A 25,430-nucleotide genomic window follows, 5' to 3' on the forward strand; every position below is an offset into this window, starting at 1 on the left:
AATCCACATCGTCCCCGAACTCCCCAAAACCCGCTCCGGCAAAATCATGCGCCGCCTCCTCCGCGACATCGCCGAAGGCCGCGAACCCGGCGACACCTCCACCCTCGTCGACCCCAACGTCTTCCACGCCATCCGCCAACAAAAAGCCAACTGACAGAACCGAATCGGAATGAGAGTTCAACGATGAACAGTGCCGGTAGGCTCGCCCTGCTCGCGGTCACCGTGCTGGCGAGCGCCTCGGCCGTGACCACGGCACACGCCGAGGAAACCGCTTGCGGCGGACAGCATTTCGTGGCGTCGTGGACGGGCAGCCCGACCGACGCCGTGACCCCGCTGGACGCGAGCGGGGGCCCGATTCCGCTCGCGGTGGACGATCAGACCTTCCGCATGGTCGTCACCCCGCACCTGGGCGGGTCACAGCTGCGAGTGCACCTGACCAACCGATTCGGCGTCACCCCGGTCACTTTCGACAAGGTCACCATCGGCAACCAGGTGTCCGGCGCGGCGCTCACCGATATCCGGCCGGTGCTGTTCGGCGGGCAGGCGGGGACCACCCTCGCCCCCGGCGCCGAGGCTGTCAGCGATCCGGTGGACTTCGCCGTCGCCTCGTTCGCGCCGCTGGCGGTCAGCATGCACGTCGCGGGGCAGGCGGGCCCGCCGACCAAGCATTGGAACGCCAACGCCACCTCCTACTACTCCCCCACCGGCAGCGGCGATCTGACCGGGCGATCCGGCCCGGACGGATTCTCCTCGACCACCGGGTCCTGGTTCTACGTCGACGCGGTGGATGTCCTCGCGCCCACCGGAACCCGGGCCGTGGTCGCTTTCGGCGACTCCATCACCGACGGCTTCGTCGGCGCTACCCCGCTGGCCGTCCCGGCCGACCGCGCGGTCGCCGACACCAACGGCCGATACCCCGATGTCCTGCAACACCGCCTCGACGCCGCGAACATCCCGGTCTCGGTCGTCAATGCGGGCATCGGCAGCAACCGCGTCCTCACCAGCGGTGAACCACTGCTGCTCGGCCCCAGCGGATTGGCGCGGTTCGAGCGCGACGCCCTGAACCGGGCCGGAGTCGGCGGCGTACTCGTCCAGGAGGGGATCAACGACCTCGGACTCCCGCCGCACGCCGACGCACCGGCGATGATCGCCGGATACGAACAACTCATCGAGGCCGCGCACCGGCACGGCAAGAAGATCTGGCTCGGCACGCTCCTCCCCGCCTCCGACGCCATCGTGGACGGCACCCTGCTCGTACCCGGCAGCGAAGCGACCCGCCAGCAGATCAATGCCTGGATCCGCACCCAGACCCTCGCCGACGGCATCGTCGACTTCGATGCGGCCGTGCGCGACCCCGGCAATCCGGCCGTCCTGCGCGACGCCTACTCCGGTCCGGATCGCCTGCACCCCAGCCTCGCCGGTTACCGGGCAATGGCCGAGACGATCGACCTCACCATGCTCGCCGCCGCCGAATCGCCCTCCTGCTGACCGCATCCCCCGGGCCACACCGCCGCTGATCGCGACTCCGCGGTCACGCTGCGCGCCTGGCGTTCCATGAAGTCGACGATCGTGCGGGCGACCTGTCGGCGCACGGGCTCGTGCAGCAGATCGTGTCCGGCATCGGGGAATTCGACCAGTTCCACGAGCGTCTCGCCCGTGGCCCACCGCCGAATCCGTTCCACCGGCGCCCGGCGATCGTCGCACCCGTGCAACGCCAGCGTGGGAACCGGCGGCGCCGGCACCCGCCACGCCTCGGCCTGCGGCGGTGTCCCGATGAGCACCACCGCGTGCACGGCCGTCACCGCGGCGGCCTCGGAGCGCATGGCGATCAGCGCGGTCCCCGCGCCCAGCGAATGGCCCATCAGGACCAGCGGCAGGCCGCCGTGTTCGCGCTCGGCCCGCGCGACCAGCGTCAGCGCGTCGGCGGCCAGCTCCTCGACGGGCGCATGCCGATCGGCCTCGCCCTCGCTGAGGCCGTGCCCGGCGTGGTCGATTCCCCAGACGTCGATGTCGTGCCGATTCATCGCCCGCGCGAAACGGTGATAGTCGGCGCTCTGCTGGCCCAGCCCGTGCAGGAACACCAGCACCACGCGCGGGCGCGGCGCCGGCCATCTGCGGAAGTGCACGCGGCCGTTCACACCCTCGAAGAAGGGCATCGGTTTCCTCTCATTCGTTCCGCTGGTCGCCGTCTGCGGCGATGCTCGACGCGATGCAATCCCACAGCCGTGGCGGCGGCGCGCAGGCCGCCGAGGTGGCGAAAAGCGCTACGGCGGTGTGCATGTCGGCGACCTCCGAGGCGCATCCACCGCAGCGGAGCAGGTGCCATTCGAAGGCGTCGAGCTCCAGGCCGGCGAGGGCGTCCAAGGTATAGGCTCCGGTCAGTTCGTGCAGCTCCTCCCAGGACGTCATGACAAGACGTGGTCGCCGGTTTTCACCAGATGTGCCCGCAGGGTCGGCGCGATCTCGGCCAGCGCCTCCGGGTTGGACATCTCGACGTGGGTGCAGTCGACGAGATACTCGTGGATCTCCGCGTCGACGAACGGCCGCCAGCCCGCGGCGCCGCCGACCGGTTCGGCGCCGCCGTCGCTGTCCGCGGGCCCGCAGTCGGCGAGGGCCGTGAAGTACACCAGCTCGCCGTCGTAGTGGCCCGGCAGGAACCGGTGCCCCATCCGGGTACCGACCAGATAGCCGTCGTAGAGGCGCTGCACCTGGGTGGCGGTCAGCGATTCGAACGGCCCCGGGTGGCGACGCAGCAGCTCGGCCGCCTCCTCCGCGGAGATCTCGCGCGCCCCCAGTTCGGCGTCGCCGAGCAGCGCGCCGAGCAACTCCCCGGCCGTCGGTTCGGCGGGCTCGGGCGCTCCGGCGAGGATCCGGCTGTCCATCATGGCCAGCAGCGCGACCTCTGCTCCGGCGCGCCGGAGCAGACCGGCGATCTCGAAGGCGACCAGCCCGCCCAGCGACCAGCCGAGTAGCTGATATGGGCCGTCCGGCTGAATTCGTCTGATCTCCACCACATATCGCGCCGCGAGGGCTTCGACGGTGTCCAGGCCCTCGCCGTCGCCGGTGAGGTGCGGCAGTTGCAGTCCGTACACCGGCTGTTCGGGATCGAGGTGTGCGAGCAGGCCCGCGTAGGTCCACGCCACCCCGGTGACCGAGTGGACGCAGAACAGCGGCGGCGCGCTGCCCTCCGCGCGCAGCGGCAGCACCGTGGCGAAGGCCGCGTCGACCACCGATTCGGTGGGGTCCGCGTCCGTGTCCAGGCGGGCAGCGATCCCGGCAGGGGTGGGGTCGAGGAATATCGTCTGCATCGGCACGTCGAGCCCGTGCCGCTCCCGCACGAGCGCGACCACCTGTGTCGCCAGCAGGGAGTTGCCGCCCAGTTCGAAGAAGTTGTCCTCCGCGCCGACGGTGTCGACGCCGAGCGCCGTCTCGAACGCGGCGCACAGCGCCGATTCGGTGCGCGTGGCCGGGGCCCGGTAGCTCGCGCTCGCGGTGAGCACCGGCGCGGGCAGCGCGGACCGATCGATCTTCCCGGCCGGTGTGATCGGCAGCGCGTCCACGATCGTGACGGCCTGGGGCACCATGTACGCCGGAACCCGCGCCGCCAGATACCGGCTCAACTCCGCGGCGGTACCCGCGGCGCCCGGCTCCATCGCCACGTAGGACGCCAGTATCGTTGCGCCGCTGCCTGTCTCGTGTCCGATGGTGACGGCGTGCCGCACCTGCGGGTGGCCGGTGAGAGCGGCGTCGATCTCACCGAACTCGATCCGGAAGCCACGGATCTTCACCTGATCGTCGGTGCGGCCGAGGTACTCGATCTCGAGACCGTCGGCGTGCGGCGCCCAGCGCACCAGGTCACCGGTGCGGTACATCCGCTCGCCGGGCTCGCCGAACGGATTCGCCACGAACCGTTCCGCCGTCAGGCCGTGCCGCGCATGGTATCCGCGGGCCAGGCCGATGCCGGACAGATACAGCTCGCCGGGCGCCCCGACCGGCACCGGATGCAGCCGGGCGTCGAGCACGAGCAGCCCGAAGCCGCGGACCGGCCCGCCGACGGTGACCGCGACCCCGGGCCGCAGCGGCGCGCTCATCGTCGCGGCGACGGTCGCCTCGGACGGGCCGTAGGCGTTGAACATGCGCTTCCCGGCGTCACCCGCCCAGCGCCGCACCAGTTCCGGACCGCACCGGTCACCGCCGACCAGCACGACCTCGACATGGTCCAGCTCGGCCGGGTCCACGGTGCCCAGCGCCGCCGGGGTGATGAACGCGTGCGTCACCACTTCCTCGGCCATCAACTCGCGTAGCGGCTCACCACCGTAGATGTCGTCGGGGACGACGATCGTCGTGGCCGCGCCGCCGAGGCCGAACAGCAACTCCAGCACCGCCGCGTCGAAACTGGGCGAGGCGAAGTGCAGCACCCGGGAGCCGGCGGCGACCGCGCACCGCTCGATCAGTTCGGCGGCGAAATTCGCGAGTCCGGCGTGGGTCACCGTGACGCCCTTGGGAATTCCGGTGGAACCCGAGGTGTAGATCAGATACGCCGGTTGGTCGAGCCGCACCGGCGCGTGCCGATCGGTGTCGAGGACGGGTGCGTCCGAGGCGTCCAGCAGGGTGTCGACGAACTCCGGGTCGTCCAGTACGAGCCAGTCGACGCCGCCGGGCAGATCGCCGCGGGACTCGCCGACGCACAGCCCGATCGTCGCCCCCGCGTCGGCGAGCATGTGTTCCTTGCGCTGCGCCGGGTAGGCGGGGTCGACGGGCAGGAAGGCCGCGCCGGTCTTGGCCACGGCCAGCACCGCCAGCACGGATCGGATCGATCGCGCGATGCCGACCGCGACGAACTGCTCCGGTCCGGCGCCCCGCGAGATCAGCACTCGGGCAAGCTGATTGGTGATCCGGTCCAGCCGCGCGTAGCTCAGCTGCTCGGACCGGTATCGGATCGCCGCGCCGATCGGGTTGATCGCCACGGCCGCGGCGAACAGATCCGTCAGCGTCGCCGGTGCGGTGCCGGACGGCCGGCGGACCGGCGCGAGGGCGCTCGCCTCGCGCTCGGACAGCACCTCGAGGTCGCCGATCGGCCGGGCCGGGTCGCCGACCGCGGCGTCGAGCAGCCGGGCCAGCCGCGCCGCGATGCTGTCCGCGGTGGCCGGATCGAACAGGTCCGTCGCGTAGGTCACGGTGAGTTCGATGCCGTCCGGCCGCCCATCAGTGCCGAACGCCTCGGCGAGGGTGAACTGGAGATCGAACTTGGCGACATCGAATTCCGGTGTCTCCGCGGTGATTTCGACCCCGGGCAGGTGGGGCTGTGCCGGGGCGGAGCTGTGCACGGACAGCATCACCTGGAACAGCGGGTTGTGCGCCGTCGACCGCGCCGGGTTCAGCACCTCGACCAGCCGCTCGAACGGGATGTCGGCGTGGGCGAAGGCATCGAGGTCGCCCGCGCGCACGGCGGCGAGCGTCTCCTCGAACGACCGATCGGCGGTCAGCGGCGTCCGCAGCACCAGGGTGCCGACGAACATGCCGATCAGCTGCTCGAGCCGCTCCTCGGTGCGGCCCGAGATCGGCGTGCCCACCGCGATATCGGCGCTGCCCGACAGGCGATACAGCAGTACCGCCAGCGCCGTGTGCAGCACCATGAAGACGGTCGCGTCGTGACGGCGCACCAATGCGTGCAGCGCGGCGTGGGTGGGCGCGCCGATCGTCGTCCGGACGGATGCGCCCGTGTGGCTCGGGGTGGCCGGGCGCGGCCGATCGGTCGGCAGTTGCAGGCATTCCGGGAGACCGCGCAGCGTGTCCTGCCAGTACCGCAGTTGCGCGGCCAGGCGGCCGTCCGGATCGTCCTCGGCCCCGAGTATTTCGCGCTGCCAGAGGCTGTAGTCCGGGTACTGCACGGGCAGCGGCGCCCAGTCCGGCGCCGCGCCCGTCCGGCGGGCCCGGTAGGCGGTCGCCAGGTCGGCGGCCAGCGGCGCGATCGAGCCGCCGTCGGCCGCGATGTGGTGGATGACGACGACCAGCAGGTGTTCGTCGGCGGCCAGCCGCAGCAGGGTGGCGCGCAGCGGCGGGTCCACCCGCACGTCGAATCCTTCGGCAGCGAGTTCGCGCACGCGGTCCGCCGCCAGGGTGTCGTCGGCGGCGAGCCGCCGCAACGCGAAACCGGTCTCCTCCAATGCGAGAACGACCTGGCTGGGTCCCTCGCCGGAATCCGGGAACACGGTGCGCAGCGCCTCGTGGCGGGTCACGACGTCCCCGAGGGCCTGTTCCAGCGCCGCCACGTCCAGGTCGCCGCGCAGCCGCAGCACCGTCGGGATGTTGTAGGTCCCGGAGGTGGTGTCGAACCGGTTGAGCAGCCACAGCCGCTGCTGGGCCGGGGAGAGCGGGATGCGGGCGGGCCGGTCGCGGCGGTCGAGCGCGGGCAGCGCCGAGCCGGGACCGGCGGCGTCGAGCAGCGCGGCCAGAGCCGCCGGGGTCGGGTGCTCGAAGATCGCCCGCACGCCCAGCTGGTGGCCGGACAGCGTGGCGATCCGCGCCGAAAGTTGCGTCGCCGACAGCGAATTGCCGCCCAGGTCGAAGAAGCTGTGCTCGGCGGCCACCTCCGAGCGGCCCACGATATCGGCCATCGCGGCCGCCACCAGGAGCTCGTTCGGTGACTCCGGCGCCCGGCCCGGCCGGGCGGAGGCCGCGAAATCGGGCTGCGGCAACGCCTTTCGATCCAGCTTGCCGGTCGGTGAGAGCGGGATCTCGGCGAGCGGCACCAGGGTCGGCACCATGTGGGCGGGCAGGCGCTCGGCCAGCTGTTCGGTCAGCGACTCGGCCGTGTCCCCGGTGGCGACCACGTAGGTCACGATCCTGGCCTCGCCCGCGTCGTCGCGGTGCAGCTCGGTGTGCGCGAAACGGACACCGGGGCAACCGGATACGACCGCGTTGACCTCGCCCAGCTCGATGCGGAAGCCGCGGACCTTCACCTGGTCGTCCGAGCGGCCGACGAAGGTGAGTTCGCCTTCCCTGGTCCAGCGCACCAGGTCACCGGTGCGATACATGTGGTCGCCGGGGTCGCCGTACGGATCGGCGACGAAGCGGCTCGCGGTCAGGGCGGGCCGGCGGTGGTAGCCCCGCGCCAGTCCCGTCCCGCCGACGTAGAGGTCGCCGATCACGCCGGTGGGCACGGGCCGCAGCACGCCGTCCAGCACCACGGCCGTCACCCCGCGCATCGGTCGGCCCAGCGCGATGGGACGGTCCGGTTGCAGCGGGCGGGAGAACGTGGTCGCGATGGTCGCCTCGCTCGGGCCGTAGCCGTTGATCACGTCCCGGCCCACGGCCCACCGCTCGACCAGGTCCTGGTCGAACGCCTCGCCGCCGATGATCAGCGTGCGCAGCTCCGGCAGCGGCCAGCGGCGCGTATCGATGGTCGCGAGCGCGGCCGGGGTGACCACGGCGTGGGTCACCCGCTCGTGCTCCAGCACCTCGGCCAGTTCGTCGCCGCCGTAGGTGTCGGAGGCGACGATCACCATGGTGGCCCCGGCGGACCAGGCGATGAGCAGTTCCAGGATCGCCACGTCGAAACTGGGCGAGGCCAGATGCAGTGTGCGCGAACGACTGTCGATGCCGAAGCGGGTGCGCACCACCTCGGCGCAGTTGAACAGCCCGCGATGGGTGACGGCGACGCCCTTCGGCCGTCCGGTCGATCCGGAGGTGTAGATGACGTAGGCGACGTCGGCGGCGCGGGGCGGCCGCCGGAATTCGGCGCCGGTGAGCGCCCGCGGCGAGACCGCGGGATCGTCCAGGTCCGTGAACGACAGCCACCGCACCTCGTCGGGCAGCTCGGCGATCCGCTCGCTCGTCGTCAGGCCGATGCGGGCCTCGGCGTCGGCAAGCATGTGCCGGATCCGCTCGGCCGGATAACGGACGTCGACGGGCAGGAACGCGGCACCGGTCTTCGCGATCGCCAGGGACGCGACCACCGATTCCAGCGACCGCGCCATGGCCAGCGCGATCACATCCCCCGGACCGTAACCGTGCCCGGCCAGGATCCGCGCGAGCCGGTTGGTCCGCTGGTCGAGGCCGCGGTAGCTCAGCTCGGCCATGCCCTCGCGCAGCGCGACGCGGTCGGGGTCGGCCGCGGCGGCCGCGAAAAGGCCTGGCAGCGTGCGGGTTTCGGCGGCGGGGCCGCCACGCGCCGGAACCAGCGTGTCGCGCTCGTTGTCGTCCAGCAAATCGATGTCGCCCACCGTGATCGCGGAGTTCGCCGCCACCTCGGCGAGGATGTGGACGAACTGCGCGGTGAACCGCTCGGCGGTCTCGGCGTCGAACAGATCGGCGGCGTAACGCACGCAGACGTCGATCGCGCCGGGGCCGTCATCGCCCTCCGGCGCTTCTTCGGTCAGGCCGAAATGCAGGTCCCACTGGGCGATGTCGGCGCCGACGTCCTCGGGCAGGATCTCCACGCCGGGCAGCCGCAGCTGCCACGGGGCGTGGTTGTTCAACGCCAGCCCGACCTGAACCAAGGGATGGTACGCGGTGCTGCGGGTCGGATTCACCAGGTCCACAACGCGTTCGAACGGCAGGTCGGCATGGGCGAACGCGTCGATGTCGGACTCCCGCACGCGATCCAGCAGTTCGTCGAACGGCCGGGTGGCCCGCACCTCGGTACGCAGCACCAGGGTGCCGACGAACATGCCGACCAGCTCCGCCAGCTGCGGGTCGGTGCGCCCGGCGACCGCGGTGCCGACAGCGATGTCGCCGCGCCCGCTCAGCCGCGACAGCAGCACCGCGAGCGCGGCGTGCAGCACCATGAACACGCTGGCCTCGTGCCGGCGCGCCAACTCCGACAGGCCGCGATGCACATCCGCGTCGATGGTGGCCGTCACCCGGCCGCCGCGGTAGGACGGCCGCGCCGGACGCCGCCGGTCGGCGGGCAGCTCGAGGCATTCCGGCAGGTCGGCCAGCGTCCGCAGCCAGTACGCGGCCTGCCGGGCGGCCAGGCTGGCGGGGTCGTCCTCGGCGCCGAGCAGTTCGCGCTGCCACATGCTGTAGTCGGCGTATTGCACCGGCAGCGGCGGGCGGTCCGGCGCGCCGCCGGCCCGGCGCGCCCCGTACGCCGTGGTGATGTCGGCGGCCAGGGGCGCCAGCGAACCGCCGTCCGCGGCGATGTGATGCAGTACCAGCACCAGCACGTGTTCCTCCGCGGCGACCCGGAACAGCGCCGCCCGCAGGGGAATTCGCGTGGTCAGGTCGAATCCGGCCGCGCCGAACTCCTGCGCGGCGGCCCGCCAGTGGCCGTCGCGGCCGTCGATGATGTCGAGCTGAATGTCCGCGCCGGAGGTGACGACCTGGGCGGGGCCCGCGGGTCCGCGGTCGGGGAAGACGGTGCGCAGCACCTCGTGCCGGTCGGCGACATCGCGGATCGCCTGTTCCAGGATGTCCGCGTCGAGTGCGCCGCGCAGCCGCAGCGCGACCGGAAGGTTGTAGGCGCCCGACTCGGGTTCGAGGCGGTTGAGGAACCACAGGCGCTGCTGCGCCGGGGACAACGGGATGTGTTCGGGCCGCGGCCGCACGGTCAGCGCGGGTCGCGCCGAACCGCCGTGTGCCCCAACGTCGTCGAGGAAGGCGGCGAGCGCGGCCGGGGTCGGGTGCTCGAACACCGACCGGACCGGCAGCTGCTGTCCGGACTCGGCGGCGATCCGGGCCACCAGTTGCGTCGCCGACAGCGAGTTGCCGCCGAGATCGAAGAAATTGTGGTGCGCCCGCACCTGTTCGGCTCCGACCACCGCCGACATCGCCGCCGCCACCAGGATCTCGCTCGCGGTGACCGGCGCGCGACCGGCGGCGGGATCGGCGTCGAACTCCGGTTCGGGCAGCGCCGCGCGATCCAGTTTGCCGTTGGGTGTCAACGGAATAGCCGGGAGGACGACGATCGCCGCGGGCACCATGTGCGAGGGCAACCGGTCGGACAGGTACCGCCGGACCGCTTCCTCCGGCGACTCGGCGGCCTCGGCCACCGTCACATAGGTGACCAGCAGCGGTGCGCTCGCCGCGCGCCGTACCTCGGTGTGCGCGAACCGGACACCCGGGCATTGCGACGCCACGGAGGTGATCTCGCCGAGTTCGATGCGGAAGCCGCGAAGCTTCACCTGATCGTCGGAGCGGCCGACGAAGACGAGTTCGCCGTCACCGGTCCACCGCACCACGTCGCCGGTGCGGTACACCCGCTCGCCGGGCGCGCCGAACGGATTCGCCACGAATCGGGCGGCGGTCAGCCCGGGCCGCCCGAGGTAGCCCTGGGCCAGTCCGCAGCCGGAGACGTACAGTTCGCCCGCCACGCCGGTCGGCACCGGGCGCAGCCGTCCGTCGAGCACCACGGCCGTCGTGCCGCGGATGGGACGGCCCATGACAACCGGCCCGTCCGCGGACAGCGGATCGGAGATGAGGGTCATGATAGTCGTCTCGGTCGGGCCGTAGCCGTCGAACAGATTGCGCCGGACGGCCCAGCGCCGCACCAGTTCCGGGCTGACGTGCTCGCCACCGACCGCCAGGTTCCCCAGCGCCGGGAGCGGCCACCGCTCGACATCGATGGTCGCCAGCGCGGCGGGCGTGATGAAGGCGTGGGTGACCTGCTCGCGGTCCAGCAGCGCGGCCAGTTCGTCGCCGCCGTACACGTCGGCCGGCGCGATCACCATCGTGGCGGCGGCGGGCCAGGCCAGCAGCATCTCCAGCACCGAGGCGTCGAAACTCGGTGAGGCGAAGTGCAGCGTGCGCGCCCCCGCGTCGATCCGGAACCGATCACGTTGTTCCGCAGCGAAATTGGCCAAGCCGCGATGGGTGACCGCGACGCCCTTCGGCAGCCCCGTCGATCCGGAGGTGTAGATCACGTAGGCCAGGTCGTCCACCCGCGCCGGGCGGATCCGATCGGCGTCGGTGAGTGCGGCGGTGTCGTGGTCGAGCGACTCCGACAGGGTCAGCCAGGACACCTCGGCGGGCAGCGCGGGTTCGTGCGCGGCCGCGGTGATTCCGGTGCGGACCCCCGAATCGGTGAGCATGTGGCGGATGCGTTCGGCGGGATGCCGCACGTCGATCGGCAGGTAGGCGGCGCCGGTCTTGGTGACGGCGAGGGCGGCGACGATCGAGTCGGCCGAGCGCGGCAGCCCGATCGCCACCACATCACCCGGTCCGATCCGCCGCGCCAGCAGCGCCCGGGCGAGACGGTTCGAACGCTCGTCGAGGTCGCGGTAGGTCATGGTCCGCGCGCCGTACCGGATCGCCGTCCGTTCCGGGTCACGGGCCGCCGCGGCGGCGAAGATCTCGGCCAGGACCGACGGTTCGGCCGCCGCCGCACCGCGCGCCGGGACCAGCGACCGCTGCTCGTCGGCGTCGAGCAGTTCGAGATCGCCGACGGCACGGAAAGCGTTGTGCGCCACGGCCGCCAGGAGACGCTGGAAACGCCGCTCGAACCACTCGGCGGTGGTCCGGTCGAACAGGTCGGTGGCATAGGTCATCGACAGTTCGAGCCCGCCGGGTCGCCGGTCGGCGTCGTAGCTTTCGGTGAGCGTGACCTGCAGGTCCCACTTCGCGACCGCGGAGTGCAGTTCCTCGGCGGCCACCTCGAGGTCGGTCAGGCGCAGCGCCGCCGGGGCCGCGTCGTGCACCGACAGCATCACCTGGAACAGCGGGTGATGCGCGGTCGAACGGACCGGGTTGAGCAGTTCCACCAGGCGCTCGAACGGAACATCGGCGTGCGCGTAGGCATCGAGGTCCTGCGTCCGCACCGCGTCGAGCAGGTCGGTGAACGTGCGATGGCCGTCCACCTCGGTCCGCAGCACCAGCGTGCCCACGAACATGCCGATCAGTTGATCGAGGCGCTCGTCGGTGCGCCCCGCGACGGCCGTGCCGATGGCGATGTCGGTGGTAGCCGCCGAGCGCGCCAGCAGCACCGCCAGCGCCGCGTGCACCACCATGAACAGACTCGCGTCGTGCGCCCGGGCCAGCCCGAGCAGGGCCTCGTGAACCTCCACCGGCACAATGGAATTCACGACGTCACCCCCGTGGGAAGCCACCGTCGGACGCGGGCGGTCGGCCGGCAGCTCCAAGCATTCGGGCAGACCGGCGAGCCGGGTGTGCCAGTAGTCGAGCTGGCGTGCGGCGACGCTGTCCGGGTCGCTCTCCGCGCCGAGTACGGCGTGCTGCCACAGGCTGTAGTCGGCGTACTGCACCGGCAGCGGCTGCCACCGCGGGTCGCGCCGCGCGCGGCGGGCGTCGTAGGCCGTCGCGATGTCGGCGGCCAGCGGGCCCAGCGACCAGCCGTCCGCGGCGATGTGGTGCAGCACCAGGATCAGCACATGGTGGTCGGCGGCCAGGCGCGAGAGTGCCACGCGCAGTGGCGGTTCGGCGGTCAGGTCGAAACCCGCGGCGGCGAACGCCGTCCAGGCGGCCGCCGGGTCGGCGCCGGGCTCGAGCGTCGTCCAGTCGATGTCGGTCGCCGCCTCGGCGATCTCCTGGGTGGGACCGGCGGGCGAATCCGGGAACACGGTGCGCAGGATCTCGTGCCGCGCGATCACATCGACGACCGCCCGCCGCAACGCCTCGAGGTCGAGAGTTCCGCGCAGCCGCAACACGATCGGGATGTTGTAGGCACCGGAGGAGGAGTCCAGCCGGTTCAGGAACCACAGGCGCCGCTGCGCCGAGGACAGCGGAATCCGGTCCGGCCGTGGGCCGGCGACCAGCTCCGGATGCGCGGCCTCGGGCGCCCGCGCGTCCAGCAGCGCCGCCAGCTCGGCGGGCGTCGGCGCTTCGAACACCGCCCGCACCGGCAATCGGCAGCCGGTCCGGGCCGCGATCGCCGCGACCACGCGGGTCGCGGACAGGGAATTGCCGCCGATGTCGAAGAAGTTCTGCTCGGCGCCGATCGCGGGCACGCCCGCCGCAGCGGCCATCGCGGCGGCCACGAGCGATTCGGCGGGTGTGGCGGGTTCCCGGCCCGGCCCGTCGAGGGCGGCGAAGTCGGGTTCCGGCAGGGCCTTCCGATCGAGCTTGCCGGACGGAGTCAGCGGGATCGACGGCAGCAGCAGCACCGCCGCGGGCACCATGTGCGCGGGCAGCGCGGCCGCGGCGTGGGCGCGCACGGCCGCCGCGTCGACGCCCTCGTCGGCCACCACGTAACCGACGAGACGTGCCGAGCCCGCGCCCGTGTGCACCTCGGTGTGCGCGAAGCGGATTCCGGGATGCGCGGCAAGCACCGCGGTGATCTCGCCGAGTTCGATCCGGAACCCGCGAATCTTCACCTGATCGTCCGCGCGGCCGACGAAGGTCAGCTCGCCGTCACCGATCCACCGCACCAGGTCGCCGGTGCGATACATCCGCGCGCCGGTGCCGCCGTACGGGCTCGCGACGAATCGCGCGGCGGTCAGGCCCGCGCGTCCCAGGTAACCGCGGGCCAGTCCGTCACCGCCGACGTACAGCTCCCCCACCACACCCAACGGCACCGGCCGCAACCGGGCGTCCAGGACCACCGCCTCGACACCGCGGATCGGCCCGCCCAGCACGATCGGGCGGTCCGCGCGCAGCTCCCGCGAAAGCGCCGGTGCCACAGTCGCTTCCGACGGGCCGTAGGCGTTGAACATCGCACGCTCGCTCGCCCACGCCGCGACCAGCTCCGGGCCGAACGCCTCGCCGCCGACGACCAGGACCCGCAGCTGCGGCAGTGCCCATCGGGCGGCGTCGATGCTCGCCAGCGCGGCGGGAGTGACGAACGCGTGGGTGATCCGCTCGCGATCGAGCAGGTCGGCCAGTTCGTCACCGCCGTAGATGTCGGTCGCCGCGACCACCATGGTCGCGCCCGCGCACCATGCCAGGAGCAGTTCGAGCACCGACGCGTCGAAACTCGGCGACGCGAAATGCAGTGTGCGCGAAATCGGTTCGACGCCGTACCGGTCGCGCTGCGCGGCGGCGAAGTTGGCCAGTCCGCGATGGGTCACGGCGACGCCCTTGGGCAGACCCGTGGAACCGGAGGTGTAGATCACGTACGCCAGGTCGTCGGCCGACAGCGGCCGCGGCCGGTCGTAGTCGGTGATCGGCGCGCCGCTGCCGGTGAGCAGCTCCGCGAGTGTCAGCCACTCGACGCCGCCCGGCAACCGCGCGACGTCGGCGTCGGTGGTGACGCCGATCCGCGCCCCGGAGTCGGACACCATGTGCCGGATCCGCTCCGGCGGATAGTCGGGATCGACGGGCAGGTAGGCCGCCCCCGACTTGCTCACGCCGAGCGTCGCGACCACCGACTCCACCGAGCGGGTCATCCCGAGCGCGACGATATCGCCGGGGCCGACACCGCGCTCGATCAGGCTGCGCCCCAAGCGGTTCGAGCGGGTATCGAGTTCGCGGTAACTCATCTCGGTGGTGTCGGACCGCACCGCGACACGGTCGGTGTCCGACGCCGCCGCCGCGAACAGCTCGGGCAGTGTCGCCACCGACACCGGTCCGAGCCCGCGGGCGGGGACCGTGGCCGCGCGTTCCTCGTCGAGCAGCAGGACCGCCGCGGCGATGCCTGCCGCGGGCGCGGTGACCAGCGCCTCGAGGACCAGCAGATAGCGCTGCACGAGGCGCTCGGCGGTGTGGCGCTCGAACAGGTCCGTGGCATAGTCCAGGCGCAGCTCGATGCCGCCGGGCCGCTGCTCGGGCGTGTGTGTCTCGGTGAGCTCGAACTGCAGATCGAATTTGGCGATGCCGGGATCGGCCTGTTCGGCGGTGATCTCGAGGCCCGGCAGGCGCAGCGGCGCGGGTCCGGAGTTGTGCACCGACAGCATCACCTGGAACAGCGGGTGATGCGCGGTGGAGCGGACCGGGTCCAGCAGTTCCACCAGCCGTTCGAACGGAATGTCGGCGTGGGCGTAGGCACTCAGGTCGGTGTCGCGCACCGCGTCCAGGAATTCGGTGAACGAGCGGTCCTCGGCCACCTCGGTCCGCAGCACCAGCGTGCCGACGAACATGCCGATCAATCGTTCCAGCTGTTCGTCGGAGCGCCCGGCGATGGGCGTGCCGATCGCCACATCGCTGCCGCCGCTCAATCGCGCGAGCAGGACCGCCAGGGCGGCGTGCAGCACCATGAAGACGCTGGCGTCGCGGGTTTTCGCCAGTTCCGTGATGCGCGAGTGTGTTTCGGCGTCGATGCGCGCGGTGACCGCGGCGCCGGCGTGCGTCGCGACGGCCGGTCGGGGCCGGTCGGTCGGCAGCTCGAGGCATTCGGGCAGTTCGGCCAGGGTGCGGCGCCAATACTCCAGCTGGGTCGCCGCCACACTGCCGGGATCGCGCTCGTCGCCGAGCAATTCGTGGTGCCAGAGCGTGTAGTCCGCGTACTGCACGCTCAGCGGCGTCCACCGCGGCGGCTGTCCGGTGTGCCGAGCCTGGTACGCCGCGGCGACGTCGGCGGCGAGCGGCGTCATCGACCACCCGTCGGCGGCGATGTGGTGCACCACGAGCACCAGCACGAACTCCCGGTCGCCGGTGCGCAGCAGCTCGCCGCGCAGCGGAATGTCGGTGGTGAGGTCGAACCCGCGCCGGGCCAGCGCCCGGACCCGGGCCGCCACCCGATCGGCGGGGACGAACAGCACCGGCGGCGTGATCTGCGCGGCCTCCGCCGAGATCACCACCTGACTCGGGCCGTCCGCGGAATCGGGAAAGACGGTGCGCAGCGTCTCGTGCCGCTCGACGACATCGTGCAGGGCGCGGCGCAGCGCGGGCACGTCCAGATCACCGCACAGCCGCAGCGCGATCGGGATGTTGTAGGCGCCCGAGGAGGTGTCGAACTGGTTGAGGAACCAGAGCCGCTGCTGCACCGGCGACAGCGGCATCCGCGCGGGCCGCTCCCGGCGGCCGAGCACGGGGCCCGAACCGTCGGCGCGGTCCAGCAGTGCGGCCAGCCCGGCCGGGGTGGGGTGGTCGAATACCGCACGCACGGGCAGTTTTCGGTGTGCGGCCGCGCCGATGCGTGAGACCAGCTGCGTCGCGGACAACGAGTTGCCGCCCAGCTCGAAGAAGTTGTGGTCGGCGAACACCGGGGCGTGGCCGACCACCTCGGCCATGACCGCGGCGACCAGCGTTTCGTTCGGTGTCTCGGGCTCGCGCCCGGCGACTGCCGCGACGGTGAAATCGGGTTCGGGCAGCGCCGTGCGGTTCAGCTTGCCCGCCGGTGTCATCGGAATCGTCGTCAGCTCGACGAATTTCGACGGGATCATGTGCGTGGGCAGCCGGTCGGCCACGTGGCCGCGGATCGCGTCGAGATCGAACACCGCGCCGTCGGTGACCGCCAGGTACGTCACGATCCGCGGCGTGCCCGCGTGGTCGCGGCGGACCTCGCTGTGTGCGAATCGCACCTCCCGGCAGGCGGAGACGACCGCGCTGATCTCGCTCAGTTCGATACGGAAGCCGCGGATCTTGACCTGGTCGTCGGCGCGGCCCACCAGGGCCAGCTGTCCGGACGCGGTCCACCGCGCGAGATCCCCGGTGCGATACAGCCGTTCTCCGCCGTCCGCGAACGGATTCGCGACGAACCGCTGGGCGGTCAGACCGGGCCGATGCAGGTAGCCGCGGGCCAGCCCGGCCCCGGCGATATACAGTTCGCCGGTGACGCCGGGGGCAACCGGGTGCAGGCGCTCGTCCAGCACCACCAGGCTCGCCCCGGGAATCGGCCTGTCGCCCAGCACAACCGGCTGTCCGGGCCGCATCGGCTCGGAGATGATCGCGGCGATCGTGGCCTCGGTCGGGCCGTAGGCGTTGAGCATGGTGCGGCCCGGCGCCCACGCCTCGACCAGTTCGGCGCCGCACGCCTCGCCGCCCACGACCAGGCAGCGCAGCCGCGGCAGCGGGTGGCGGACCGCGTCGATGCTCGCCAGCGCCGCCGGGGTGAGGAACGCGTGCGTGATGCGCTCGCGGTCGAGCAGGGCGGCCAGTTCGTCGCCGCCGTAGATATCGGTCGCGGCGATCACCATGGTCGCCCCGCCGCAGAGCGCCAGCAGCAGTTCGAGGACCGACGCGTCGAAGCTCGGCGACGCGAAATGCAGTGTCCGCGAGGACATGTCGACCTGGTAGCGCTGCTGCTGGGCGGCCGCGAAGCTGTGCAGGCCGCGGTGGGTGACGGCGACGCCCTTGGGCAGGCCGGTCGTGCCGGAGGTGTAGATGACGTAGGCGATGTCATCGGTCCTGGTGGGGCGCAGTGGTTCTCGGTCGACAACCGGACCGGCGGCGGAGTCGTCGAGTTCCGGCAGCGTCAGCCACGCGGTCGTGTCCGGCAGCGCCGCCGGGTCGCCCGCGGTGAGGCCGACGCGGGCCCGGGCATCGGACACCATGTGCCGCAGGCGATCCGCCGGGTACCGGCGGTCGATCGGCAGGAACGCCGCACCGGTCTTGGTGACGGCGATCGCCGCGACCACCGAGTCGATCGAGCGGTCCAGGGCGAGCGCCACCACGTCACCGGGGCCCGTGCCGCGTGCGATCAGGGCGCGGGCCAGCCGGTCGGTCCGATCGTCGAGCTGGCGGTAGGTCAGGGTCCGCGATCCGGCGCGCACCGCATCACCGTCCGGCCGCTGCCGCACGACCGCACGGAAGTAGTCGGCCAGGGTGACGGGCGCGGCGGCGGGCTCACCGCGCGCGGGAGCCAGCACGGCCCGCTCACGGTCATCGAGAATGTCGATGTCGCCGACCGGGATTCGCGCGTCGGCGACCACGGCCGCCAGCATGTCGAGGAAGCGGCCGCACAGCCGATCGGCGGTGGCGCGGTCGAACAGGTCGGTGGCGTAGGTCAGGCGCAGCCCGATGCCGTCGGCGGTCCGGTCCGCGGTGTGGGACTCGATCAGCGTGAATTGCAGGTCCCACGCGGTAAATCCGGTCTCGATCGCCGCGGCCGACACCTCGATGCCGGGCAGGTCCACGCCGTCCGGCACCGCGCTGTGCACCGACAGCATCACCTGGAACAGCGGATGATGCGCGGGCGACCGCACCGGGTTGAGCACCTCGACCAGACGCTCGAAGGGGAGATCGGCGTGGGCGAAATCGTCCAGATCGCGGTCGCGCACCGCGGCCAGCAGATCGCGGAAGGGGCGGCCGGGGGTGACCTCGGTCCGCAGTGCGAGCGTCCCCGCGAACATGCCGATCAGCCCGTCCAGCCGGTGGTCGGTGCGCCCGGCGATCGGCGTGCCGATACACACGTCGTCGGTCGCCGCCAGCCGCGCGAGCAGCGCCGCGAGCGTGGCGTGCAGGACCATGAACACGCTGGCGTCGTTGCGCCGGGCGAGCTCCGCGATCCCGGCGTGCAGTCGCGAATCCACTGTCGCCGCAACGGTATCCGCGCACTGGGACGCCGTGGTGGGGCGGGGGCGGTCGGTAGGCAGCTGGAGGCATTCGGGCAGCGCCGCCAGCCGCGACGTCCAGTAGTCGCGCTGGGTGGCCGCGAGCGACCGCGGGTCGGTGTCGTCGCCGAGCAGTTCGCGCTGCCACAGTCCGAAGTCCGCGTATTGCACCGGCAGTGGCTCCCAGTGCGGGGCCGCACCGCCGCACCGCGCCCGGTAGGCCGTCGCGAGGTCGTCGGCCAGCGGCGTGAGAGACCAGCCGTCGGCGGCGATGTGGTGCAGCACGAGGATCAGTACGTGTTCGCCGGTGTCGCCGCGCAGCAGTTCGACGCGCAGCGGAACCTCGGTGGTGATGTCGAAGCCGCGGCGCGCCGCCGCGGCCGCGCGCGGCTCGAGGTCGGCGGCGGGCACCTCGAGCACGGCCGGCGTCGGGGCGGCCGTCGCCGCATCCAGGATTACCTGGTGGGGCCCGTCCGCGCTGTCGGGGAACACCGTGCGCAGCGACTCGTGCCGCGCGACGAGGTCGCCGCACGCCGCGAACAGCGCGGCGACATCGAGCGGGCCGCGCATCCGCAGCGCGACCGCGATGTTGTATGCCCCGGAGGCGGGGTCGAACCGGTTGAGGAACCACAGCCGCTGCTGGGTGGCCGACAGCGGAACCCGCTCCGGCCGCGGACGCGGCGTCAGCACGGGCCGCGCGTGCGAACCCGGCTGCCGTGCGCCGATCCACGCGGCCAGACCCGCGACGGTCGGGGCCTCGAACACCGCGCGCACCGTCACGGTGGCCGCGACCGCCTCGTTCAGCCGGGCCACCACGCGGGTGGCGGCCAGCGAGTTGCCGCCGAGGGTGAAGAAGTCGTCATCCAAGCCTGCGCGCTCGACGCCCAGAACCTCGGCGTATACCGCCGCGACCGAGCGCTCGACATCGCCACGCGGGGGCCGGTATTCGCGGGGGCCGAAGTCCGGCGCCGGCAGCGCGCGCCGGTCCACCTTCCCGTTCGCCGTCAGCGGCAACTCGTCGAGTATCACGTACGCGGCCGGGACCATGTACGACGGCAGCAGCTCGGACAGATGTGCCGACACCGCCGCGGTATCCACGGACTGCCCTTGCGCGGGAACCACATATGCGACCATCCGGTCGCCGGTCGCCGGGTCCGAGTGCACGGTGACCAGGGCCGCGGCGATCTCCGCCGCCCGCCGCAGCGCGCTTTCGACCTCACCCAGTTCGATCCGGAAACCGCGGATCTTGACCTGGAAGTCGGTGCGGCCCAGGTATTCCAGTTCCCCGGCGGTGTTCCAGGCGACCAGGTCGCCGGTGCGGTAGAGCCGCTCCCCGGGCGCCGGAGCGTACGGGTCGGCGACGAACCGCCCGGCCGTGAGCGCCGCGCGCCCCAGATAGCCGTGTGCCAGTTGCGTGCCCGCCAGGTACAGCTCACCCGCGACACCGACGGGCACCGGGCGCAACCGGCCGTCCAGCACGTACACCCGCGTATTCCATTGCGGCACACCGATGGGCACGGCGGCAGAGTCGGCCCCGGTGACCCGGTGCGCGGTGACCGACACCGCGGCCTCGGTGGGGCCGTAGAGGTTCCACAGCTCGGCCGCCGGGGCGGCGTCGCGGAGCCGCTCGGCGGTCTGCGGCGGCAGTGCCTCGCCGATGGCCAGCACCGCCCGTAACGACGGGGGCAGCGCGCCGCCCGTGATCGTCAGCAGCGCCTCCAGCATCGAGGGCACCGCGTGCAGCACCGAGACGTGCTGCTCGGACAGGAGCCCGGCCACATAGGCCGGATCGCGGTGGCCGTCCGGGGCCGCCACGACCAGCCGGGCGCCCGAGACGAGCGCCGACCAGAACTCCCACACCGACAGATCGAACATCGCCGTGGTCTTCAGCAGGACGGCGTCGCCGGTGCCGAGCGCGAAAGCCGCCTTCTTCCAGGACAATTGGTTGACGATCGCACGGTGCGGCACGGCGACGCCCTTGGGCCGCCCGGTCGATCCGGACGTGAAGATCACATACGCCGTGTGGTGCGGACGCAGCGGGCGGACGCGCTCCTCGTCGCGCACCGGGCCCGCGGGCAGATCCGCCAGGTCGAGGGTGTCGATGCGCAGGTGCGGGGCATCGGCGTCCAAGTCGAGTTCCGCGGCGGTCAGCACGCACAGCGGCGCCGCGGTGCGGACGATGTGGTTCAGGCGGTCCCGCGGCTGGTCCGGATCCAGCGGCACATACGTGCCACCGGCCGCAGCCACCGCGTACATGCCGACGACCAGATCCACCGACCGCCGCAGCCCCAGCGCCACCGGCGTCTCGGGGCCGACGCCCAGCGAAATCAGATGGCGCGCCAGGCGATACACGCGCGTGGCGAACTCGGCGTAGGTCAGCGACGCACCGGTACCGGCGTCGATCAGCGCCACCGCCTCCGGGGTGGCGCCCGCCTGCGCGTCGAACAGCGAGGCGAGCGTGCCGTCCGCCGCGACGGCGTGTGCGGTCGCGTTCGGATCGTGCAGCAGCTCACGGAGTTCGGCCGGATCCAGCATCCCGACCTCGCCGACCGCGGTGTCGGGCGCGGCCACGATCCCGCGCAGCAACCGCTGGAACCACGCCACGAATCGTGCCACGGTCGGCTCGTCGAACAGATCCGTCGCATAGATCAGGTGCCCGTGCAGCCCGCCCGGCTCACCGTCGTCGGTGTAGGTGTCGGTCAGAACCAGTTGCAGATCGAATTGCGCTACCTCGGTATCGATTTCGGTACCGCTCACACTCAACCCGGGCAGTTCGAGGCCGGACTGCGCGAGGTTGTGGAACGAGAAGCCGACCTGCACCAGCGGATGCCGAGCGGTCGATCGGACCGGGTTCAACGCCTCGACCAGTCGCTCGAACGGGATGTCGGCGTTGGCGAATGCGGCCAGGTCGACCGCGCGCTGCTGGGCAAGCAATTCGGTGAACGAAGCGCCGGGGTCGACCCGCGCCCGGAACACCAAGGTGTTCACGAACATTCCGATCAGATCGTCCAGTTCGCGTTCGCCGCGACCGGCGACCGGCGTGCCCACGGCGACATCGGTCATGCCCGACAACCGTGCCAGCAGGACCGCGAACGCCGTGTGCACCACCATGAACAGCGTCGAATTGCCGGTGCGCCCGAGTTCCGCCAGGCCGCGGTGCATGTCGGCGTCGAGGGTGAGGCCGACTCGCCCGCCGCGGAACGACTGCACGGCCGGGCGGTGCCGGTCGTAGGGCAGCGAGAGTTCCTCGGGCAGGTCGGCGAGTTGCCGGGTCCAGTAGGCCAGCTGTGCGGCCGATCGGCTTTCCGGCGCCGAGTCGTCACCGAGCAGTTCCCGTTGCCACAGCGTGTAATCCGCGTACTGCACCGGCAGCGGCGACCACTGCGGGCCGTGCCCGGCGCGCCGCGCGGTGTAGGCCGTCATGAGGTCGCTGAACAGCGGCACCAGCGACCAGCCGTCGGCGGCGATGTGATGCAGGACCACCGCGAGGACGTGCTCGCGCGGCCCGGCGCGCAGCAGTTCCACGCGCAGCGCCGTCTCGCGGGTCAGATCGAATCCGTGCCGGGCCGCGGCCCGCAGCCGGTCCTCGATCTCGTCCGCGGCCACCTCCACCACCGGCAGCCGCGGCGCCGCCTCCCACGCGGGCACGATCGTCTGGGTGGCGCCGTCGCCGTCGCCGGGGAACACCGTGCGCAGCGACTCGTGCCGTTCGACGACGTCGGCCAGTGCGTAGCGCAGCGCGGCCACATCCAGCTCACCGGTCATGCGCAGCGCGAACGGAATATTGTATGTGCTTGCGGCGGTGTCGAATTGGTTGATGAACCAGAGCCGTTGCTGCGGCAGCGACAGCGGGATGCGGGCCGGGCGCCGCCGCCCCGCCAGCGGGGTGCGCGTCTCGGTGCCGCTGTGCCGCACCCGCGCCGCCAGATCGGCGACGGTCGACTCCTCGAGCAGCAACCGCACCGGCACCGTGGTGTCCAGCACCGCGCCCAGCCGCGACGCCACCCGCGTCGCCGACAGGGAATTGCCGCCGAGCGCGAAGAAGCTGTCGTCCAGCCCGACGCGATCCACCTCCAGCACCTCGGCGAGCACCTCGGCCACCGCCCGCTCGACGGCGGTGCGCGGGGCACGGTAGGCCTCGACCGCGGCGGCGGGACGCGGCAGCGCGCGCCGGTCGAGTTTGCCGTTGACCGTGAGCGGAATGGCGTCGAGCACCACGAACGCCGAGGGGACCATGTAATCCGGCAGCAGCAATTCGGCGGCGGCGCGGACCGCGGCCACGTCCGGCGCGGCGCCGGGCTGCCCGACGAGGTAGGCGACCAGACGCTGGGACCCGGACTCGTCCCGCACGATCACCGCCACCTGCCGCACGGTCTCGTGCGCCAGCAGCGCCGCCTCGATCTCACCGAGTTCGATGCGGAAACCGCGCAGCTTGACCTGGTCGTCGATGCGGCCGAGGTATTCGACCTCGTGGTCGGCGCTCCACTGCCCGAGATCACCGGACCGGTACAGCCGAGATCCCGGCGGACCGTACGGGTTGGCGACGAACCGGGCCGACGTCAGCTCCGCGCGGCCGAGATAGCCGCGGGCCTGCTGGCTGCCCTCGACGTAGATCTCGCCGGGCACCCCGGTCGGCACCGGGCGCAACCTGGTGTCCAGCAGCAGGATTCGCAATCCGGGCAGCGCCTGTCCGATGCCCCGCGGCCGGGCGCCGCCGAACGCCGCGCCGTCGAGGGCGCGAAACGTCACATGCACCGTGGTCTCGGTGATGCCGTACATGTTGATCAGTCGCGGGGCGGTGTCACCGTGCCGGTCGTACCAGCCCGCGAGGCGGCGTGGCTCCAGCGCCTCGCCGCCGAACACCACGTACCGCAGCGCGGGCAGCGTCGTCCCCGGCCCGGCGGCCCGATCCACCGCGTCGAGTTGATAGAACGCCGACGGGGTCTGGTTGAGAACCGTCACGTTCTCCCGGCGCAGCAGCTCGAAGAACTGCTCGGGCGAGCGCGAGGTGTGGTAGTCGACGACGACCAGCGTGCCGCCGTGGAGCAGCGGGCCCCACAGCTCCCACACGGAGAAGTCGAACGCGTACGAATGGAACATCGTCCACACGTCGGACGCGCCGAATTCGAAGTGCGCCTCGGCATTCGCGAACAGGGTCGTGACATTGCGATGCGGGATCGGGACGCCCTTCGGGCGGCCGGTGGAGCCGGAGGTGTAGATCACGTAGGCGAGTTGGCCGGGCCTGAGCACCCCGCGCCGCTCGGCGTCGGTGATCGCGGTGGCGTCGAACCCCGACAGATCCAGGCGGTCCAGCCGCACCACGGGCAGCTCGGGCGCCGTCTCGATGCCCAGGTCCGACGCGGTGATCAGGCAGACCGGCCGGGCGTCGGCGAGCACGAACTCGATGCGGTCCGCCGGATAGTCCGGGTCCACGGGCAGGTAGGCGCCGCCGGCCTTCAGCACGGCGAGCAGCGCGACGACGAGTTCGGCGGACCTCGGCAGGGCGACGGCCACCAGCGCGTCCGGTGCGACGCCGAGGTCGATCAGCTTGCGGGCCAGGCGGTTCGCCGCGGCATCCAGTTCCGCGTAGGTCATCGACGTGTCGCCGGACCGAACCGCGCACCGCCGCGCGTGTGCGGCCGCGACGGCGTCGAAACGCTCGGTCAGCGTGCTCTGCGGCCCCGGGCGACGCGGGCCGTCCGGAGCCGGAATGCCGAGCAGGCGAGCCTGTTCCGCCGCGCTCATCAGCGGTAACCGGTTCACCCGCGTCTCCGCGTCGGCGCTCAGGAACGCGGTCAGGTAGTCGAGGAATCGCTCGTGATGACCGTCGAGTTCGGCGGGATCGTAGCGGTCGGGGTTGGCGACGAAGTCGACATGCAGGCCGTCGCCGTCGCTGCCGTTGTAGATGTTGACCGACAGGTCGTCCACCGGTCCGGTCGATACCAATTGCATGGTGCCGATGGCCGAGCCGAAGCGAAACTGGTTGTGGTACAGCATGATATTCACCACCGGGCCGAAGAAGCCGCGGCGATGGCCCGCGCCGCCCCGATCACGCCGGATGTCCTCGTGGCGGTAACGCTGATGCGCCAACGCCTCCCGGATCCGCTCGGCGGTGGCGCGCACCAGTTCCGGAACGGTGAGCTCCGGCGCGACCGAGATCCGCAGGGGCACGACGTTCGACACGTAACCGGCCGAGGAACGCAGTGCGGGTGTCGTCCGCGCGGTCACGGGGAGGCTGACGACCACCTCGTCGCTCCCGGTGACCGCCGCGAAATAGCCTGCGAGAGCGGCGATGAACAGCGCCGGGCGGGAGGCGCCCGAGCGCGTGCGCACCGTCTCGAGCAGCTCAGCCGCGGCTCCCCCGAGCCGGGCGCCGGCGGTACGGCGGTGGCTGTTGGCGGGCGCGGACCGGTGACCGAGGGTGAATTCCTCCGGCATCGTGGACACCTGCTCGCGCCAGTACCGCCGGTCGTCGTCGAAGGCGGCGGATTCGCGGTACTCGCGCTCGGACCGGTAGACCTCGTATAGGTCGGCGGCCGCCACCGGACCGGCCTCGACACCGTCCAGCTGCGCGTTGTACCACTCCACGATGCGGCTGATGACCAGCATCGCCCCGTAGCCGTCGATCGCGATGTGATGCATCTTCGCGTACCAGAAGTATCGCGCGTCGGCGATGCGCAGCGCCGCGCTCTCGAACAGCGGCCCCCGCGTCGCCGACATCGGTGTGGCCGTATCGTCTTCCATCCACCGCCGGGCCGCCGCGCGCGGATCCGCCTCCCCGCGCAGATCCACGACCTGCGACGCGATGCGAATATCGGTGGCCACGTATTGCGTCGGCTCGCTGTCCCCCTCGACGATGCGCAGATGCACGCTCTGCAGATCCGCGGCGCAGCGGTCGATCGCCTCGTCGAGCACCTCGACGTCGAGGTCGCCGGGGATCTCGACGTACTGGGCGACCGACAGCGGCACCCCGGGGGCGATGTGCTGGGCCCGCCACATGCCCAGCTGCGCCTCGGACAGCGGGAAGGATCGCGTTGACACCGGTACCGCTTCGCGCGTCGACTTCGGGGCCAACGACGTCATCCAGCTACTCCTATCGACGGA

The 25,430-nt window shown here is 72.0% G+C and carries 4 protein-coding genes; 1 reads left to right on the forward strand and 3 read right to left on the reverse strand.

Annotation, left to right across the window (positions count from 1 at the left end):
• Positions 1-183: 183 nt before the first annotated feature.
• The gene (locus tag QH470_RS15035) at positions 184-1,488 is read left to right on the forward strand and encodes a GDSL-type esterase/lipase family protein (RefSeq protein ID WP_280272972.1); all 1,305 of its coding nucleotides are present in this window, start codon (positions 184-186) and stop codon (positions 1,486-1,488) included.
• Here QH470_RS15035 and QH470_RS15040 read toward each other — a convergent pair.
• The 3 genes from QH470_RS15040 to QH470_RS15050 are packed head-to-tail and all read right to left on the reverse strand — an operon-like array spanning position 1,422 to position 25,409.
• Positions 1,422-2,156, reverse strand: a complete 735-nt coding sequence (locus QH470_RS15040) for an alpha/beta hydrolase (RefSeq protein WP_342228443.1) — start codon at positions 2,154-2,156, stop codon at positions 1,422-1,424. The two genes, QH470_RS15035 and QH470_RS15040, sit on opposite strands and share 67 nt — an antisense overlap.
• Positions 2,157-2,166: 10 nt before the next feature.
• The gene (locus QH470_RS15045) at positions 2,167-2,409 is read right to left on the reverse strand and encodes a hypothetical protein (protein ID WP_280272973.1); all 243 of its coding nucleotides are present in this window, start codon (positions 2,407-2,409) and stop codon (positions 2,167-2,169) included.
• The gene (locus QH470_RS15050) at positions 2,406-25,409 is read right to left on the reverse strand and encodes a non-ribosomal peptide synthetase (RefSeq protein ID WP_280272974.1); all 23,004 of its coding nucleotides are present in this window, start codon (positions 25,407-25,409) and stop codon (positions 2,406-2,408) included. Before QH470_RS15050 ends, QH470_RS15045 begins: the two co-directional genes overlap by 4 nt.
• Positions 25,410-25,430 lie beyond the last annotated feature (21 nt).

Source organism: Nocardia wallacei (genome assembly GCF_029868745.1).
Lineage (GTDB): Bacteria > Actinomycetota > Actinomycetes > Mycobacteriales > Mycobacteriaceae > Nocardia > Nocardia wallacei_B.

Coding starts and splice junctions, on each gene's coding strand:
- QH470_RS15050 (WP_280272974.1), bottom strand. CDS start 25,409: ATGACGTCGTTGGCCCCGAAGTCGACGCGCGAAGCGGTACCGGTGTCA.
- QH470_RS15040 (WP_342228443.1), bottom strand. CDS start 2,156: ATGCCCTTCTTCGAGGGTGTGAACGGCCGCGTGCACTTCCGCAGATGG.
- QH470_RS15035 (WP_280272972.1), top strand. CDS start 184: ATGAACAGTGCCGGTAGGCTCGCCCTGCTCGCGGTCACCGTGCTGGCG.
- QH470_RS15045 (WP_280272973.1), bottom strand. CDS start 2,409: ATGACGTCCTGGGAGGAGCTGCACGAACTGACCGGAGCCTATACCTTG.